Here is a 17,470-nt window from a genome sequence, read left to right as displayed (position 1 = left end):
CCTCGCTCGCGCATCCGCCTACAGAAGTCGCTCCATGACGCATTCGCCTTCGCCCCGTTACGCCCTCGACCGCCGCACGCTGCTCCGGGGAGCGCTCGGCGCTGGACTCGGCGTCGGCCTCGGCACCCGTCCGACAGGAGCCGCGGAGTCCGGCCGCGTGGCATTCAAGTCCGATCCGTTCACGCTCGGCGTCGCCTCCGGCGATCCGGCGGCGGATGGCTTCGTACTGTGGACCCGTCTGGCGCCGGAGCCGCTGAAGGCGCGCGGCGGCATGAGCAGTCCGCCGGTCGAGGTCACCGTCGAGATCGCCGACGATCCGGCGATGACGCGGATCGTGCGTACCATGACCAAGACGGCGCGGCTGGAACTGGCCCACTCGGTTCACGCCGAGATCGAGGGGCTGGCGCCCGGCCGCGACTACTTCTACCGCTTCCGCGCCGGCGATGCCGAAAGCGGCGTCGGTCGCGCCCGGACGCTGCCGGCTCCCGGCGAGGCGCCGGCGCAGATCCGCTTCGCCGCCGCCGGCTGCCAGCGCTGGGAGGACGGCTACTACACGGCGTGGCGGGCGATCGCCGACGACAAGCTGGATTTCGTCTTTCACTACGGCGACTACATCTATGAGTACGCCCACACCGACGTGACTGGCCGCGACAGGCAGCCGGCGCCGCGCACCATGCCGGCGGATTTTCAGGCCTGCTTCACGCTGACCGACTATCGCCGCCGCTACGCGCTGTACAAGACCGACGCCGACCTGCAGGCCGCGCACGCTTCCTGTCCGTTCCTGCCGAGCTTCGACGACCACGAGATCGCCAACAACTGGGCCGCCGACAGCGACCCGAAACACACGCCGGCCGACGCCTTTCTGTTTCGCCGGGCGATGGCGCTGCAGGCCTGGTACGAGCACATGCCGGTGCGCCGCGCGCAGCTGCCGCGTGGCCCGGATGTCGGGGCCTATCGCGGCTTCCGGCTCGGCGCGCTGCTCGATGTGGCGGTGCTGGACACGCGGCAATATCGCTCGCGCCAGCCGTGCGGCGACGGTTTCCTGGCCGGCTGCGCCGAGGCGGATGCGGAGGGCCGCACCATGCTGGGCGCAGCGCAAGAACAATGGCTCGCCGAGCGGCTGGCGCAAACCCCGGCGACCTGGCAGGTGCTGGCTCAGCAGGTGATGTTCGCGCAGTTCGATTGGCGCGGCTTTCCGTTCGTCAAGGAAGCCGCGGCGCCCGTTTTCGACCTCGATACCTGGAACGGCGCCACCGCCGGCCGCGAACACGTCCTGGCCATGCTGCAGGCCGCCAGGATCGCCAACCCGGTGGTGCTGACCGGCGACCTGCACCGCGCGCTCGCACTGGAAGTACGCCGCGACTGGCGCGATCCGGCGTCGCCGTGCGCGGCCGTCGAATTTCTGTCGACCTCGATCTCCTCGGCCGGCGACGGACCAGCGTCCGAGGCCGACCGGGCCACGATGTTGCGCAACAACCCGCATCTGAAGTTCTTCAGCGATCAGCGCGGCTACACCCGTCACACTGTCACGCCGGCGCAGTGGCAGGCCGATTTCCGCATCGTCGACAGCACCTATGAGCCCGGCCGGCCGGTCAACACCGCGCAGACCTTGCTGGTCGAAGCCGGCCGGCCGGGACTGATCAGCCAGTAGGCCGCAGCCGTTCAGCAACTCTTGGCAAGCGCGTGGGCTGGTCACATCGCGCGCGACCGCGTAGTCTGGCTTCCGCACCGGCCCACCAAGAGGCCGGTCGACCGGGAGAACGCTCATGATGACCGCCGCACGGCGCGTCGCGCCGTCGCTTGCCGTCCCTGATCCGAGGCAGACGGCAAGCCACGATCGCTGTCTCACAATCGTCCTTCCGAGATCGACCGCCATCACCGCCGGCCTCGCGCCCCGCCGCGATCCGGCGCCGTCATCCATTGCTGCTCGAACCTGAAGGACATCGCATGCCGTCTTCGACTCGCCCGCCGTTCCGTCCGAGCCGCCGCAGCCTGCTGCGCGGGGTCGCTGCCCTCGGCGCCCTGCCGCTGCTGCCGGGCGTCGTCCGCGCCGACACCTCCTGGCCGAGCCGCCCGGTGAAGTTCGTCGTGCCGTTCGCGGCCGGCGGCACCACCGATATTCTGGCGCGGCTGGTGGCGCAGCAGATGTCGGAGGAGTACGGCCAGCAATTCATCGTCGAGAACAAGGCCGGCGCCGGCGGCAACATTGCGGCCGAGTTCGTCGCCAAGTCCGAGCCCGACGGCTACACCTTCATCGTCGGCACGCCCGGCACCCACGCGATCAATCAGTTCGTGTTCAAGACGCTCGCCTACGATCAGGTCAAGGATATCGCGCCGGTGATCATCATCGCCAAGGTGCCCAACCTGTTCTCGGTGACCAATTCGCTGCCGGTGAAGAGCGTCGCCGAACTGATCGCCTACGCGAAGTCGAAACCAGGTGAATTGTTCTACGGCACACCGGGTCTGGGCTCCACCGCGCATGTCTCGACGGAATTGTTCAAGTCGATGACGGGCGTGCAGATGACGCACGTGCCGTACAAAGGTTCGGCGCCGATGCTGACCGACCTGATTGCCGGCCGCGTGCATCTCACCATCGACAATCTGCCGGCATCGCAGCCACACGCCGACGCCGGATCGATCCGGGCGATCGCGGTGTCGACCGCCACGCGCTGGCCGCTGCTACCCGACCTGCCGACCATCGCCGAAGCCGGCGCGCCGGGCTACGACGCAGCGGCGTGGTTCACGATCGGCGCGCCCGCCAAGACCTCGCCGGAGGTCATCGCCAAGCTCAACGCCAGCGTCGAGAAGTTCATCAAGACCGAGGACGGTACGGCGCGGCTGCGCAAGCTCGGCGCGGACCCGGTCGGCGGTTCGCCGGACGACATGCAGCGCTACGTCCAGTCCGAGATCGACAAATGGGGCAAAGTCGCGAAGTTCGCCAAGATCGAGCCGCAATAGAGCGGCGCAACCCGCAAAGCGGCGTCGCGCGCGGGGCCTGGCTGCCGCGAGCGCGTGTAACTATCGGGCAGTTACCAGCCCCCGCGGGGCGAGCAAGGTGCAGGCAACTAATCACTCGCCCTGCGAAATCAACGCATTGCCGATTGCTGCAATTTAAACTGCATTCGCTCGTTTAACCTTACCCACTTGTTCATGTGAGTTGTGGAACAAAACCATAATTCCTTCCCGTCCGATCTCGTAAGAACGCGAGGGTAACGGGGGAAGACTGCAATGACGATCACCACCATCGGAATGCAGGAACACGGGATCAGCGCGGCGTTCGGGCGCCGCAAGGTGTCACCGCGCGCGTGTATCATCGACGGCAAGCAACATCTGCGGGCCTTCCTTGCCGACACGCTCGAGGAACTGCGCTTCGTCACCGGCGAATGCGGCGACGCCGACGATCTGACGATGCGTATCGCCGATCAGCAGCCGGACCTGCTGGTGATCGGCTCGTCGGTCGGCGGCGTCGAGGCGGCGCGGATCATCGACGTGGCGTGCAATGCCGGATTTCGCGGAAGCGTCATGCTGATTTCGGCGCGCGAGACCATCGCACAGCGCGCCATCCTGCATCATGGCCTCGAGCGCGGCCTGACGATGCTGCCGCCGCTGTCGACGCCGTTCAGTGCCCGGATGCTGCGCGAATGCATCGCGCCGCTGCTGCCGCAGGAGCCGGCGCCCCAACCGGAAGTCGATGTCGCCGAAGCGCTGAAGACCGGCTGGCTCGAACTCTGGTACCAACGCAAGCTCGACGCGCGGTCGCTGACGCCGTGCGGCGCCGAGGCGCTGGTGCGGATGCGGCATCCGAGCTGGGGCGTCGTGGTGCCGGCGGCGTTCCTGCCCGACCATAATGATCCGAATTTTCGCGCGCTGTCGGAGTTCGTCGTGGCGCGCGCCATGGCCGATTGGCGCTATCTGCTCGATCATCATGGTCCCGTCGATCTGTCGATCAACCTGCCGGCGAAATTTCTGCTCGACATCCAGGCGGTCGAGGATCTCTGCGCCTGGATCCCGCGGCATCCGGCGTTCGGCGGGCTGATTATCGAGATCGACGCGCTGGAGCTGGCGCAGCATCTCGATGCGATGATCGAGACCGCCCAGCACCTGCGGCTGCACAATGTCGCGATCGCGATCGACAAGATCGGCGCCGACTGGCCGGACCTGATCTCGCGCGACGCGTTTCCGTTCGTCGAATTGAAGGTCGACCGCGCCTTCGTCACCGGCTGCGCCGACGACCGCCTCAAACGCTCGGTTTGCAAACGGATCGTCGACCTTGCCGTCGACTATGGCGCGCGCTGCACCGCCACCGGGATCGAGAGCCGCTCCGACTACATCGCGGCGCACGAACTCGGCTTCGACCTGTTGCAGGGTTATTTGTTCGGCAAGCCGATGGGACTGAAGAAATTCGCCCGCGCCGCGGCCACCAAGCCGCTCAACACGCTGGACTAGAGCTTTACCGGTTCTGATAGAATCAGAACCGGAGCTCTGGGTCTTTCTTTTGACGCGTTTTCTTCACGCGAACCGGTATCCACTTCGCTCGAAAAGGCTCTAAGCAGAGCGGACCTGAGTCAGTCGAACGTCATGTCGATGCATTTCGAGACGTCGTTGCCGAGACCCGACGCGATAATGATGCAGCCGCGCAGCTTGCGGCTGCCGGTGTCGCTCGCCCACACCGCGTAGCCGCCCGAACCGAAGAACGAATTGGTGTTCGGCGGCTCGGTCTCGGCGGCGTCGAACGTGTAGTTGCCGTCGGTCTCGAAAATCCGCTCCCGTTTGCTGCAACCGCCATCGCTCTGGACGTTGATGACTTCCTTGTTGTCGCGCGTCATCGCCAGGCTGACCGAGCATCGGAAGTATTCGGACGTCCTGGCGTTGAACAGATAGGCGTAGGAGCGGCAGCTCGCGGTGGTGAGCTTGCCCGGACTGAGCCCGCGGCTGCAGGAAATGCGCTGGTTGTTGCTGAGCTTGAACTCGTCGGCCTCAGCGGCGACCGGCAGCGTCATCGCCACAACGGCGGACAGCGCCGCACCCGTCGTCCAAGCCTGCCAACAACTTGCCCGCATCGTCCGCTCCCGACTTGTTGATCGCCGCCGCGGCGGCGGTTTTCGCGAAGTGATGACGCTTCGTCGAAAACATGCGCCAGACTGGAATTCCGAATCCGGCGCCGAGTGATCTCAGGATTGCTGTAGTCTGGAATCGGCTCACGCGAAAGACACACCAAAGCGCACTGGCAAAATCGCGAACGATGCCGACATGCGCTTGAAGCATCGGCCCAGCTTGACGCGGGAACGCCGTTCGTGATTTGTTCAAAACCGCGACGCAGGACGCCGCATGCGCCGTCGCATCGACGCTCGAGGAGGCCGCAGCCATGACCATTCCCTGTTGGAAGACGCTGCTGTCCGCGGCTGTCGTCGCCATGCTTGCGGCGCCGGCGATGGCGCAGACCGAGGACGCTGCGCCATGGGTTCTGTCGCCGGACATGGGCTACGGCTACACCAAGGACGGCAAGATGCTGTCCTACAAGATGGGCACCAGCAACGCCAAGGAGCTGTTCAAAGGCGCCAAACGTGTGCCGAAGGAAACGCTGTTCTTCGTTGGCGCCAACGGCCAGCTCTACATGCGCACCGGGCCGTTCGTCGAAGACAACGGCAATTTTAAATTCGGCTCCAACCGCTAGGCGATTCTGTTTCGTAATGGAATCCGAGCATAGCTAAAGAGACGCTCGCCTATAGGCACAACCTCATGGTGAGGAGGCGCGGAGCTCGGTCTCGAACCATGGGCCCCTGGATCGGCGTGGCCGCATCCTTCGAGACACCAGGCTTCGCCGGGCTCCTCAGAGCCTGACCCAAAACTGAAGCCGAATCATTCTTCAGTCGGCTGATTTGCTAACAACCTCCGTCATGGCCGGGCTTGTCCCGGCCATCCACGCCTTCTGCATTTCCGGCAGCAAGGCGTGGATGCCCGGCACAAGGCCGGGCATGACGTGGGGAGACGGAAGTGCCCGAATCAAACGAGCGCATTTCCGGCCAGGCTCTCAGGATGAGAACTTCGTGCTGGTGGAGAATGCGATCGCGCTCAATCAGCGAACAGCTCAAAACGCCGCGTACAGTTCGCGCGCGCCCGGCTTGGCGCTGTTGACGTCCATGCGCTCGTCCGTGACCGCCAGCAGCTTCGCAACGGTATTGTGACGGATCGCCACCGGGTTGCGCTCGTAGCCGGAGCGCTGGAAGAAATTCGAGGTCGGCACGATTTCACGCAGCGCCTGCGGCATCGTCACCATGTCGAAGCCGGTGCCGTCGCCCGTCAGGTTCATCATCTCGAGCTCGGCGGCGGTGAGCGGCTCCATATAGCCCTTCTGCCGTGCGAACTTCACCGAGGTCAGCAGCTTGTGGGTCTGCAGCAGCGGACCGACGTCGATGTCGAGCACCAGCGCGTGCACGCCCCAGCCCTGCGGGGTGCGGCCGAGTTTCTCGTGCTCGCTCCAATTGCCCGGGATCGACCGCGCCACTCCGACCATGCGCTTGACCACGGCGATCTTGCGCTCCAGTGCCGCGCGCGGCGGGCCGGACAGCGTCGCGGCGCGGTCGTTCAGCACCTTGAGAATGTGCGGCCCCTGCTCGGCTAGCAGCACCAGCGTGTTGGTGGTGAGCAGCTGATTGTAGCCGATCGCGGTCGAGATCGCGCGCGAGCCGGGACGGGACTTGCTGAGCCCGGACTGCATGTCGTAGCTGCCGTCGCCGCCGGTCTCGAACGCATAGACCCGCACCGCCTGCTCGCGCGTCAGCCCCATCGCGCGGGCGACGCGGGCGTAGGCGCGCTTGAACTCGACCTCGGACGACGGCCGCTGCGGCATGAATTGATAGTAGTCGCCCGCCGCCTTGATGAAATCCGCCACCACCGGCAGCGACCGGCGCTCGCCGGGCGGCCGCGGCTGCGGCTCGGGATCGACCGGCCGCTTTGGTCCAGTGTAGACCGGCGGCTGCACCAGCACGTAGTCGTCCGGCCCGATGGCATCGCCGGCGCGGCGCTTGGCGTTGCGGATGCGGCGTTTCTCGGCGACCGCCCCCCAATAGGCCTCGGCGTCGCGATCGAACTCGGCGCGTGCGGCCTGGTATTGCTGCAGCCGGTAGCGATAGTCGGCGATCGCTTCGGGCGAGGCCGCCTGCGCGCGGGCATTGGCCACGGCGAACGGCAGCGCGGTCTGAGCAAGGCTGGAGGACGCCAGCGCGATGAGAGCCAGCGACGCGAGACTGACGGAGCGAATCAGACAGGTCGGCATGGCCGCATCATATCGCAGCCAGTGGTGAACGAATTGCTGCACCGGCCCGGTTCCGTCTGCGGCAAATCGTGGCGAAGCGCACGCGCGCTGCCGCACGCTATTTCCAGGCGAACACCGGTTGTTCGAGATCGGCCACGCGGGTCACGCGGCCGCCCATCACCTCGCGGAACTGATAGATCAGTGCAGCCGTCGGGGCGTGAATGTAGTCGCCGGCGTGGCGGAACCGGATCACGCGCCGCTCGCTCTCGGGGATGCGGGTGAAATCGAACGCCTCGGGATGGGCGACGTCCGCCAACGCGATGTGATGCACCGAGGCGACCTCGGCCGGATTGGGCGCCAGCGGCCCGGCCGACGCGGCCCAGGCCACCACCGGAGTGATCAGATAGCCGGAGCGCGTCGGATAGTCGTCGAGCATGCCGAGCACGTCGGCGGCGTCGAGGTGCAGCCCCAGTTCTTCGTGCAATTCGCGCAACGCCGTCTCCGGCGCGGTTTCGCCGGCGTCGCAGCGGCCACCCGGCAGTGCCCATTGATTGCTATGCGCGCGCAGGCCGGCGGCGCGGAACGTCAGCAGAAACGAAGCCGCGCCATCGCTGCCGGCCACCACCGCGATCGCCACGGCGGCGCGCTTGAGACCTTGCGGCTCCAGTCCATCGTCGTGGCGCGGAAAATCGCGGCAACGCGCGGCGATCTCGTCGCGCAGGGCGTCGTTGTGCAGATGGTTCATGCGACTTGACTACACCGGCCGCGTCATCGAGGAAACCACCACCGCGCTGTCGCCGCGGCGACAAGGACAGAACGCATGACCGAGACTGCCCGCAGCCTGAAAGCCGATGGCTGGACGATCGTCCACGACGAAGGCTTCATCGATCTGGTCGGGCCGCTGTGGCATCGGGTGGTCGACGGACAGCATGAGTTTGCGATCGCCACCGGGCCGAAGCATCGCAATCGCCGCGGGCTGGTGCAGGGCGGGCTGATGATGACGCTGGCCGATCGCGCCTCCGGCATGGCGGCGCGCGAACAGTCCGGCGCGCCGCATGTCGCCACGGTGCAGCTCGACACGCATTTCATCGACGCCGGCGAAATCGGCGATCTGTTGATCGCGCGCCCGAAGGTGATCCGCTCGACCCGCAGCCTGATCTTCACGTCGACCGAGGTCAGCGTCGACAGCCGCTGCGTCATCGTCGCCACCGGCGTGTTCAAGATCGTGCGGCCGCGCTGAGGCGGCGGAGATTGCTGCAGGCGGTTCAGGCCGCCGTCATCCAGCGCCGCAGCGTCTCGAGCGTCACCATCGTGTCGCTCGCGCCAGCGCCGGCGAGGTGACGGTACGGCGCGTCCGGTTCGCCGAGATCGCTCAGCACCGCGAGTGCTCCGGTGAAATCATCGCCCTCGGTGTAGATCCCCGGCGTGACGACGGTGGCGAGGCCCGCGCCGCGGGCCGCCCTCACCCCATTGGTCGAATCCTCGAATGCGACGCAAGCGCCGGCCGGCAGGCCGAGCCGCCCCAGTACGTAGCAATAGATGTCTGGCGCCGGCTTCTTGGCCGGCACGACGTCGCCGGCGCCGACGATGTCGAACAGCGCCATGGCGTCTGGGCCGAACGCGCTGCCGAGCAGCGCTTCGACATTCGGCAGGCTCGTGGTGGTGGCGATCGCCAGCCGCACGCCGGCCTGCCGCGCCTCCATGATCAGCCGCGCCACCCCCGGCCGCAGCGGCGCTCCGACGGCCGCCAGCGCCGTGTAGCGCTGCGTCTTGGCGGCGTGCAGCTCCGCGATCCGGCCCGCCGCTCGCTCGGCGCCTTCCGGCTGCGAAGCCAGAAAATGGGCAATCCGCTCCTTGCCTCCGGCGACATCAAGCAGCCTGCGATAGGCGGCCCTGTCCCAGACCCACGGTAGCAACTCTGCGGCGAAAGTTTCGTTGAAGGCCTGGCGATGCAGCTCTTCCGTCTCGGCCAACGTCCCATCGACGTCGAAAATCAGCGCCCTTGGTATCATATGACCTCTTGTCCATCTCCCGTGCATAGGAACAGAAGATGCCTGACAACCATCATCAGCCCGGTGTAAAGTAAACCTTACAACCCGCGACGATGACCCGGCATGAACCAGACTTCTGAAGCGCCATCTCGGAAATGCGAGATTTGTGCAGGCGAGATGAAGATGCTTGGCCGCCTGCCCCGGCGTGCCAACGAGACCGAGCGCGTGATCTTCCGCTGCTCCGGCTGCGATAACGTGGTGCAGCAACGATCGTAGTGTCCGGCGGCCGGCCGACTGCGGCCGGCTCACCTCCGATACGGTTCGCCCAGCGTCGCCGGCGCCATCTGGCGGCCGACCAGCCCGCCGACCGCGAGCAACGCCAGCAGATAGGGCAGCATGATCAGGAGCGCGTTCGGCACGTTGACGCCGAGTGCGGGCAGCTGGAATTGCAGCGCTGTCGCGGCGCCGAACAGCAGGCATGCCAGCGTGGTGCCGCCGATCCGCCATTTGCCGAAAATCACCGAGGCGATCGCCAGATAGCCGGCGCCGCGCGTCATGCCTTCGGTGAAGGTGTGGATGTCGCCGATCGACAGGAAGGCGCCGGCCAGCGACGCCATGAAGCCGGCGAACACCACGACGCCGTAGCGCACCGCCGTCACCGACAGGCCCGATTTGTCGACCGCCTTCGGCTCGGCGCCGGCGGCGTGGATGGCGAGGCCGAGCGACGTGTAGCGCAGCACCAGCGCGGTGATGATGATGATCGCAACGCCGGCGTAGAGCAGCCAGACCTGCTCGAACACCGCGGGGCCGATCACCGGAATATCGCCGAGCAGCGGCGGCTTGATCTTGGCGAGGCCGGGGATCTCCGCGCGCGAGCGAGCGCCAAAAATTTCGCGATAGGCCAGCGTGGTCGCGCCAAGCACCAATATGTTGATGCCGATGCCGGACACGATCTGATTGGCGCGCAGCGTGTTGCTCAAGAATGCCTGCAGCAGCGACACCGGCACCACCGAGATGATGCCGATCAACAGGCCGACCAGCGGATCTCCGGTCGCCCACGCGCCGACCGCGGCGGCGAACGCCGACATCAGCATCATGCCCTCGATGCTCATGTTGAGCACGCCGGCACGTTCGCTGACCATTTCGCCGATGCCGGCAAGTAACAGCGGCGTGGCAAGCCGGATCGACGAGCCGAGGAAGACGGCGAACAGATCCCAGGTCATTCGCGCACCCCGCTCATGTCCGCTCCCATTTCTCGATGAACAGCGCGGCGCCGGCGAGCGTGATCACGATCAGGCCCTGAATCACCACCACCAGCGCGGTCGGCACCGCCGCGACCATCTCCATGTTGATGCCGCCCGAGCGCATGAAGCCGAACAGCAGCGACGCGGCGATCACGCCGGGGATCGAGCCGCGCGACAGCAACCCCGCGACCAGACCATCGAAGCCGTAGCCGGACGAGAAGCCGTCCTTCAGCGTGTGCTGCTCGCCGAGCAGCATCAGCGCGCCGGCGAGACCACCGAGGGCACCAGCGCCGGCCAGCGCGATAATCACGGTCTTCGCAGTCGAGATGCCGGCCCGATGCGCCGCCATTGGGTTGAGACCCACGGCACGCAGCCTCACGCCAAAAATCGTCTTGGCCAGCAACACGCCGACCACCAGCGCAATCAGCAACGTCAGCGGCAGCCCGATATGCACCGGGAAGCCGTAGTCGCCGGTCAGCAGCGGCAGCTGCGTCGCCTCGGGGATTTCAAGCGACTCCGGCAGCGTCGCCGAACTGGTCATCGGCTTGCGCAGCAGCGCCGGCGACTGCACGCACCAATACAGCAGCCAGACGCCGATGAACGACAGCAGCAGCGTCGAGATCACCTCGTTGGTGCCGGACTTCACCTTGAGCACCGCGGCGAGCGCGCCCCACAGCGAACCGGCGATCACTGCCGCGAGCATTGGCAGCATGAAGGCGAGCCCGAGCGGCAGATCGGCGACGTGGCCATACAGCGCGACAGCGGTCGCGGCGATGCCGCCGACCGCGATCTGGCCCTCGCCGCCGACGTTGGTGAGATTGGCGCGGTTGGCGAGCACGAAGCCGAAGCCGACCAGCGCGAACACGCAGGCGCGGTTGAGCGAGGCGGCGAGCGCATAGGGCGAGCCGATGGTGCCATCGACGAACGCTTCAATTGCCTCCGGCACCGACACGCCGATCGCGGCGATCAGCGCGAGGCCCACGGCCGCCGCGAAGGCCACGGCTGCGACTGGTACTAGTAGTGACGGCCGCAGAGTGAACCGCGGCGTGCGCGGAGGTGATTTCTGCTGATCGAGCGTCGTCATTGCGCCTGCCCCGCCATCATGGCGCCGATCTCCGCCTTGCGGGCCGGATCGGCCCGGCACGCGCCCATGATCCGGCCGCGATACAGCACCACGATCCGGTCGGCGACGCTGAGCAGCTCGTCGAGTTCGGACGACACCAGCAGCACCGCGATGCCGCGGCCGCAGGCTTCGCGGATATGGCCGTACACCGCCGCGACCGCGCCGACGTCGAGGCCGCGCGTCGGCTGCGACGCGACCAGGCAGGAGAGATTTGGCAGCGTGATCTCGCGCGCCAGCACGGCCTTCTGCTGATTGCCGCCGGACAGGCTCGAGAAGGGAGCGCCCGGCCCGCGTGCGCGGACGTCGAAGCGCTGCATCAGCGTCGTCGCCTCGCGCTGCAGGGCGGTGCGGTTGAGGAAGCCGAAGCGGGTGAATTCATCGAGGCGGTTGAGATAGATGTTTTCGGCGAGGCTCATGCCGAGCACGCAGCCGACGGCATGGCGATCTTCGGAGACGATGCCGATGCCCGCAGCGGTGATCTCCTTCGGCGAGCGCCCGGTCAGATCGGCCTCGCCCAAGTAATAACGCCCGGAGGTCGGCGTCATCATCCCGGCCAGCACAGCGGCGAGCTCGCTCTGGCCGTTGCCCTCGACGCCGGCGACGCCGACGATCTCGCCGCGGTCAACCGTCAGCGTGAAGTTATCGAGCCGGGTGACGCCCTGACGATCTTTCACCGTCAGCCCGTCGATCTGCAGCGCCTCGACCTTGCTGCGCGGCGGCGGCTGATGGCCGACATGCGCGACCTTGCCGAGACCGAGCGTCGAGGCCACGGCGCCGTCGAGTTCGGCGACGTCGCCGTGGATCATCGCCCGCACCAGAGCATCGATATCGCGCGCCGGCGCCTCCGAAGTCGCAACCGTGCGGCCGCCGCGCAGCACGGTAACGCGGTCGGCGACTTCCTTGATCTCGGCGAGCTTGTGGGTGACCAGCACCACGGCGCGGCCGCTCGCCGCAACGCGGCGGCAGACCTGCAGCAGCGCGGCGATCTCGTCGGGCAGCAACACGGCCGTCGGCTCGTCCAGCACGAACAGCTGCGGATCGCGGATCAGGCATTTGACGATCTCGACCCGCTGCCGTTCGCCGACCGAGAGATCGTCGATCTTGGCACTGGGATCGAGCGGCAGGCCGTACTCATCCGCCAGCCTGGCCAGTTGCCGCGCGCATTCCTTGCGATTGAGCAAGCCGCGGCCGCGGCCGAGCAGCACGTTGTCGACGACGCTCATGTCGCCGACCAGGCTGAAATGCTGGTGCACCATGGCGATGCCCTGGGCCAGCGCATCGGCAGGGCCGGCCGGCTGATAGGCGGCGCCGCGATAGCTCATCGCGCCGCCGTCCGGCCGATGCACGCCGAACATCACATTGCACAGCGTCGATTTGCCGGCGCCGTTCTCGCCCAGGATGCAATGCACCTCGCCCGGCCGCAGGTCGAGCGAGACCTCCGACAATGCGGTGAAGCTGCCGAACCGCTTGGTGACCTGCGACAGGCTGAGCAGCGGCGCGGAGGCCTCGACAGCGGACGAGGTGCTGATCATGACTAGCCCTTCAGCACCTTGATCTTGCCGTCCAGCAGATCCTTCATGATGGCGTCGAGCTTGGCCTTCTGCTCCGGGGTCGCGCCGCAGATCACCATGTTGGAGGCTTCCGGACCCATCTTCAGGCCGAATTCCTTGTAGCCCGGCGCCCAGCTTCCCTTCACGGCTTCGTCGATGGCGTACTGCACCTGATAGCCGGTGCCGGTGATCGAATAGGCGACATACAACGGATCGGTACCGCAGCGATCGGTGTAGCTGCCGATGATGTGGGTGCCCTTCTCCTTCGCGGCCTGCTCCATGCCGCGGAGGCCGAGATTGAGAATGTGATAGTGGATGTCGGCGCCTTGCGCGATCGCCGCCAGCGTCGCTTCCTTGGCCTTGGCGACGTCGTCGAAATCGCCGGTGTAATTCTCGGTGTACTTGATGTTGGGGTTGATCGACTTGGCGCCGTTGCCGAACTCCTTGCCGGCATTGACGATCGACGGGATCTCGAGGCCGCCGACATAGCTGATGGCGCCGGTCTTCGACAGCATCGCCGCAGCGGCGCCGGCGACGTAGGCGATCTCGGCCTGCTTGACGTCGTAGCCGGCGACGTTCGGCGCGCTCTCGCCGTCATTGCCGCCGACGATCGAGAAATGCACTTTCGGGAAGCGCTTGGCGATCTTGTACACCGACGCCTGGGTCTGGCCGCCGACGCCGATCACCAGCGTGTTCTTACTGGCGAGGTTGGTCAGCGCCTGATCCATATCGGCGTAGTTGATGTTCTCGATCATCTGCACCTTGATCTTGTCGCCATACTTCTTCTCGGCAGCCTTGAGGCCGTCATAGGACGACTCCATCCAGCCTTTGTCGGACCTCGATCCCGGAATCAGGATGCCGACCTTGAGCGGCTCGGCGTACGCAAGCGTGGCAGACAACGTCAGCGCGCCGGCGAGCAGCGCGGCTTTCAGGACGGAACGGCGTGACCTCATAGGAGCCCTCTTTGGAAGCTGGTTTGTTTCGGCCACTCCCCTGCAGCAAGTGACATGCCAACAGCCCAGTACGTTGACTTTCCTCGCAAAATCCGACGTAGCTATCGCCCGAAACAAACAAATGCTTACTTTTTAAGCCGCACCCTGAGGCTTTTGTCGAATCCGCAAGCAGGGCGTTCGTTTGGCAGCTGCGCCGGCATTGAATCTGCTCGCAAATCGCCGCTGGCAGCGAATTTGCAAACAGGTTGATCGGCACAGTTTGTAGTCGCCCCGTAGTGAAGAGCGCGTCCCACGACGATGATGCGCGCAATGGAGATGCCAGCATGATGACCACCGCCACACCCGATCAGCGCGCGAAGATCGCGCAGGATGTCGGTGCGTTCGTCCCCGGGCCCCTGCTACAGGTTGCTGCCACGGCGTCCGGTCCGCTCGACGGACTAAGCTTCGCCGTCAAGGACCTGATCGACGTCGCCGGCACCGTCACCGGAGGCGGCAATCCGGACTGGCAGCGCACGCACGAGCCGGCGCCGCGCTCTGCGCCTGTGGTGGATCGATTACTTGCGGCGGGCGCCAGCGTCCTCGGCAAGACGATCACCGACGAACTCGCCTTCAGCCTCGAAGGCGTCAACGAACATTACGGCACGCCGCTCAACACCGCCTGCCCCGATCGCATCCCAGGCGGCTCGTCGTCCGGCTCCGCGTCGGCGGTCGCGGCCGGCCTGGTCGACTTCGCGCTCGGCACCGACACCGGCGGTTCGGTGCGCGTGCCGGCGAGCTTCTGCGGCCTGTACGGGATGCGGCCGACCCACAATGCGATCTCCCTCGACGGCGTGCTGCCGTTCGCGCCGAGCTACGACACCGTCGGCTGGTTCGCGCGTGACGCGGAGTTACTGGCTAAAGTGGGCGACGTGCTGCTGCCGCCAGCGAAGCCCGCGCCGATCGAGACGCTGATCATCGTCCGCGACGCCTTCGCGATCGCCGATGCGCCGGTCGCGGCCGCGCTGCGCGATCTCTGCGCCAGGCTCGGCGTCACGCAAGAGATCACCGTGTTCGACGGCGCCGAGGCCGACTGGTTCGAGGCCTATCGCATCCTGCAGGGCACCGAAAACTGGCGCGAGCTGGGGCCATGGATCACGGCGACGCAGCCGCGCTTCGGCGAGGCGATCGCACCGCGCTTCGCCGGCACCGCCGAGATCACCGAGGACGACGTCGCGCGCTGGCGGCCTTTGCGCGATGCGGTCCGCGCCAAGCTGCGCGCGCAGCTCGGCGGCGGCGTCGCCTGGCTGATTCCGACGGCGCCGTGCACCGCGCTGCGCAAGGATGCGCCCGGCGCCGGCGCGCAGATCGGCCCGTTCTACGGCCGCGCGCTGACGCTGACCTCGATCGCCGGTCATGCCGGCCTGCCGCAGATCAATCTCCCGGTCGCCACTGTCGACGGCTGCCCGGTCGGCCTGTCGCTGGTCGCGGGCGCTGGCCAGGATCGCGCACTGCTCGATGCGGCGCGGACGCTGATCGCACGTTTGGCTCACCGGGCAATGGCATGACGAATTCGATGACTGATCTCGACGCCGTCCCCAAGCCGCGCCGGCGGGCGCGCCGCTCCGCCGAGCAGAACCGCGCCGAGATCCTCAAGGCCGCCACCGCCGAGTTCGCCACCCACGGCTACGCCGGCGCGCGCATCGACCGCATCGTCAAGAAGGCCGGCTCCAATCCGCGGATGATCTACGAGCAGTTCGGCAGCAAATCGGCGCTGTACGTCGCGACCCTGGAAAGCGCACTCGGCGCGCTGCGCACCGAGGAGCTAACGCTCGAAGTAATGCATCTCGATCCGCTCGAGGGGCTGCTCAAGCTGTTCGACTTCATGAACGGCCATTTCGAGCGCAACGGCCATCTGGTCAGCCTGCTGCGCAGCGAGAACATGCTGAAGGCGCGGCATATCCGCAAATCCGCACGGATCCGCGAGATGTCGTCGCCGGTGTTGACGATGACCAAGCGGCTGCTCGCGCGCGGCGTCGCCGAAGGCCGGCTCGCCGCCGATCTCGATCCGCTACGGCTCTACGTGCTGATCGCCGCCCTCAGCCAGTTCCACCTCGCCAACACCCCGACGCTATCGGCCGAATTCGACACCGACCTCAGCGCCGCCGACTGGCGCGCCGCCCGCCGCGCCGACGCGCGAAAAATGCTGGCGGCGTATCTGGAGAAGCCGTGAGACGCCAGCATTCAATGAGTTAGTTCGTGCATTAGCCTTTCCACCGTCATGCCCGGGCTTGTCCCGGGCATCCACGCCTTCAGGCCTCCCCCCGAGTCAAGGCGTGGATGGCCGGGACAAGCCCGGCCATGACGAATCATAGCTACCACTTCGCAACCGCGAGGGATGTCACCCCTCCAGCGCAATCTCCATCAAATCCCGGGCGACCACGATCGGGCCGCTGTAGTGTTTGCTGGCGTCCTGCATCCACATCTCGTCGGTGATCGAGGGATCGTCGCCCGGCACCAGATGCGTCATCACCAGCTTCTTCACCTTGGCGGCAGCGGCGAGCCTGCCGAGGTCCTCGGTGGTGGTGTGTGAGGCGATCAGATGTTCCTTGAGCGACGCGGCGTTCTTCACCCGCTTCACCATCGCGTCGACGCCCGGCACATACAGCGTCTCGTGGATCAGCAGGTCGGCGCCCTCGGCGAACGTCGCCAGTTCCGGGTTGTAGGCGCTGTCCGACACGTAGACGATCACGCCCCTCGGGGTTTCGAACCGATAGGCGTAGTTCTTCTCCAGAATCGGCGGATGCGGCGTGCGGAACGCGGTGACCTTGACCTTGTCGGTCGTGAGCACCGGGCCCGGTTCGGTGATCTCCTTCACCTTGAGCAGCTTGCGCGGATCCGGCTTGCCTTCGTCCGGAATGCGGGTCTCGACGTCGTCCCTGATCGATTCCCAATAGTTCCTGGCGAGCGCGTCGAGGCCGACAGGGCCGAACGCCTCGACATCGTGATTGAGTCCCGCCGACCAGCCGCCATACACCATGTTGCCGAATTCCAGCACGTGGTCGGAATGCAGATGGGTGATGAATACGTAGCGCAGGCTCGGCAACGCGACCTTGGCCTCGACCAGCCGCTTCGACACGCCAGGGCCGCAGTCGACCACATAGGGCACGCCGTCGACCAGCAACACATTGGCGGGATTGGAGCGGCCGGTGCCGACCCGCGGTCCACCCTTGGTGCCGAGGCAGATCCACTTGACGCCGTCGCTGCCTGTTTGCTGCGCCGCTGCAACGCCGCTCTTCAAGCCCAGCGCACCGGCGACACCGCCGGCGAGCGACATTTTCAAAAGCGTACGGCGATCGACAGACATCGAAGTTCCTT

At 66.4% G+C, this 17,470-nt stretch carries 17 protein-coding genes; 7 read left to right on the top strand and 10 right to left on the bottom strand.

Translation table 11 applies throughout. The features are described 5' to 3' along the window. Nucleotides 1-34: 34 nt before the first annotated feature. The 3 genes from D4Q52_RS04640 to D4Q52_RS04630 all read left to right on the top strand — a co-directional run bounded on the left by D4Q52_RS04640 (nt 35) and on the right by D4Q52_RS04630 (nt 4,446). A complete protein-coding gene (locus D4Q52_RS04640; protein WP_119855368.1) occupies nt 35-1,651 on the top strand; it encodes an alkaline phosphatase D family protein in 1,617 nt (538 codons plus the stop codon). A gap of 296 nt (nt 1,652-1,947) precedes the next feature. Further along, the gene (locus tag D4Q52_RS04635; RefSeq protein WP_119855367.1) at nt 1,948-2,958 is read left to right on the top strand and encodes a Bug family tripartite tricarboxylate transporter substrate binding protein; all 1,011 of its coding nucleotides are present in this window, start codon (nt 1,948-1,950) and stop codon (nt 2,956-2,958) included. A 270-nt stretch (nt 2,959-3,228) separates the two neighbouring features. Continuing rightward, nucleotides 3,229-4,446 carry an EAL domain-containing response regulator gene (locus D4Q52_RS04630; RefSeq protein WP_119855366.1) on the top strand — a complete coding sequence of 406 codons (1,218 nt, stop codon included), beginning with the start codon at nt 3,229-3,231 and terminating at the stop codon, nt 4,444-4,446. A 119-nt stretch (nt 4,447-4,565) separates the two neighbouring features. On the opposite strand, the gene D4Q52_RS04625 is transcribed toward D4Q52_RS04630, so the two are convergent. Both D4Q52_RS04625 and D4Q52_RS26155 read right to left on the bottom strand, forming a co-directional pair. Then, a complete protein-coding gene (locus D4Q52_RS04625) occupies nt 4,566-5,000 on the bottom strand; it encodes a hypothetical protein (RefSeq protein WP_119855365.1) in 435 nt (144 codons plus the stop codon). Further along, the gene (locus D4Q52_RS26155) at nt 4,978-5,367 is read right to left on the bottom strand and encodes a hypothetical protein (protein WP_147407745.1); all 390 of its coding nucleotides are present in this window, start codon (nt 5,365-5,367) and stop codon (nt 4,978-4,980) included. Before D4Q52_RS26155 ends, D4Q52_RS04625 begins: the two co-directional genes overlap by 23 nt. On the opposite strand from D4Q52_RS26155, the gene D4Q52_RS04620 reads away from it, so the two are divergent. After that, a complete protein-coding gene (locus D4Q52_RS04620) occupies nt 5,366-5,674 on the top strand; it encodes a hypothetical protein (RefSeq protein WP_119855435.1) in 309 nt (102 codons plus the stop codon). The genes D4Q52_RS26155 and D4Q52_RS04620 overlap by 2 nt on opposite strands. Nucleotides 5,675-6,088: 414 nt before the next feature. Here D4Q52_RS04620 and D4Q52_RS04610 read toward each other — a convergent pair whose 3' ends face one another. Together D4Q52_RS04610 and D4Q52_RS04605 are read right to left on the bottom strand one after the other, a co-directional pair. Beyond that, a complete protein-coding gene (locus tag D4Q52_RS04610; protein WP_119855434.1) occupies nt 6,089-7,276 on the bottom strand; it encodes a hypothetical protein in 1,188 nt (395 codons plus the stop codon). A 97-nt stretch (nt 7,277-7,373) separates the two neighbouring features. Further along, on the bottom strand, nt 7,374-8,000 hold the full coding sequence (locus D4Q52_RS04605; protein WP_119855363.1) for an NUDIX hydrolase: 627 nt from the start codon (nt 7,998-8,000) through the stop codon (nt 7,374-7,376). Between the two features lie 75 nt (nt 8,001-8,075). Between D4Q52_RS04605 and D4Q52_RS04600 the strand changes: the two genes are divergently transcribed. Beyond that, on the top strand, nt 8,076-8,495 hold the full coding sequence (locus D4Q52_RS04600) for a PaaI family thioesterase (RefSeq protein WP_119855362.1): 420 nt from the start codon (nt 8,076-8,078) through the stop codon (nt 8,493-8,495). 25 nt (nt 8,496-8,520) lie between these two features. On the opposite strand, the gene D4Q52_RS04595 is transcribed toward D4Q52_RS04600, so the two are convergent. The 5 genes from D4Q52_RS04595 to D4Q52_RS04575 all read right to left on the bottom strand — a co-directional run bounded on the left by D4Q52_RS04595 (nt 8,521) and on the right by D4Q52_RS04575 (nt 14,116). Next, nucleotides 8,521-9,267: an HAD-IA family hydrolase gene (locus tag D4Q52_RS04595; RefSeq protein WP_119855361.1), complete on the bottom strand. Its 747-nt coding sequence runs from the start codon at nt 9,265-9,267 to the stop codon at nt 8,521-8,523. A gap of 284 nt (nt 9,268-9,551) precedes the next feature. Then, entirely contained in the window at nt 9,552-10,469 is a 918-nt protein-coding gene (locus D4Q52_RS04590) for an ABC transporter permease (RefSeq protein ID WP_119855360.1), read from the bottom strand. A gap of 13 nt (nt 10,470-10,482) precedes the next feature. Then, nucleotides 10,483-11,574 (bottom strand): ABC transporter permease, encoded by a 1,092-nt coding sequence (locus D4Q52_RS04585; protein WP_119855359.1) that lies wholly within the window; start codon nt 11,572-11,574, stop codon nt 10,483-10,485. Beyond that, nucleotides 11,571-13,145, bottom strand: a complete 1,575-nt coding sequence (locus tag D4Q52_RS04580) for an ABC transporter ATP-binding protein (protein ID WP_119855358.1) — start codon at nt 13,143-13,145, stop codon at nt 11,571-11,573. The genes D4Q52_RS04585 and D4Q52_RS04580 overlap by 4 nt, the downstream gene beginning before the upstream one ends. A gap of 2 nt (nt 13,146-13,147) precedes the next feature. Then, complete coding sequence (locus D4Q52_RS04575; protein WP_119855357.1) at nt 13,148-14,116, bottom strand: BMP family protein; 969 nt, start codon at nt 14,114-14,116, stop codon at nt 13,148-13,150. Between the two features lie 323 nt (nt 14,117-14,439). Here D4Q52_RS04575 and D4Q52_RS04570 point away from each other — a divergent pair, with 323 nt between their 5' ends. Both D4Q52_RS04570 and D4Q52_RS04565 read left to right on the top strand, forming a co-directional pair. Continuing rightward, nucleotides 14,440-15,660, top strand: a complete 1,221-nt coding sequence (locus D4Q52_RS04570; RefSeq protein WP_234831062.1) for an amidase — start codon at nt 14,440-14,442, stop codon at nt 15,658-15,660. An 8-nt stretch (nt 15,661-15,668) separates the two neighbouring features. After that, complete coding sequence (locus tag D4Q52_RS04565) at nt 15,669-16,325, top strand: TetR/AcrR family transcriptional regulator (RefSeq protein WP_119855432.1); 657 nt, start codon at nt 15,669-15,671, stop codon at nt 16,323-16,325. 168 nt (nt 16,326-16,493) lie between these two features. Here D4Q52_RS04565 and D4Q52_RS04560 read toward each other — a convergent pair whose 3' ends face one another. Further along, nucleotides 16,494-17,459, bottom strand: a complete 966-nt coding sequence (locus tag D4Q52_RS04560; RefSeq protein ID WP_119855356.1) for an MBL fold metallo-hydrolase — start codon at nt 17,457-17,459, stop codon at nt 16,494-16,496. Nucleotides 17,460-17,470 lie beyond the last annotated feature (11 nt).

The organism is Rhodopseudomonas palustris (assembly GCF_003591005.1).
GTDB lineage: Bacteria > Pseudomonadota > Alphaproteobacteria > Rhizobiales > Xanthobacteraceae > Rhodopseudomonas > Rhodopseudomonas palustris_K.
This window is presented reverse-complemented; position numbering and strand designations above follow the sequence as displayed.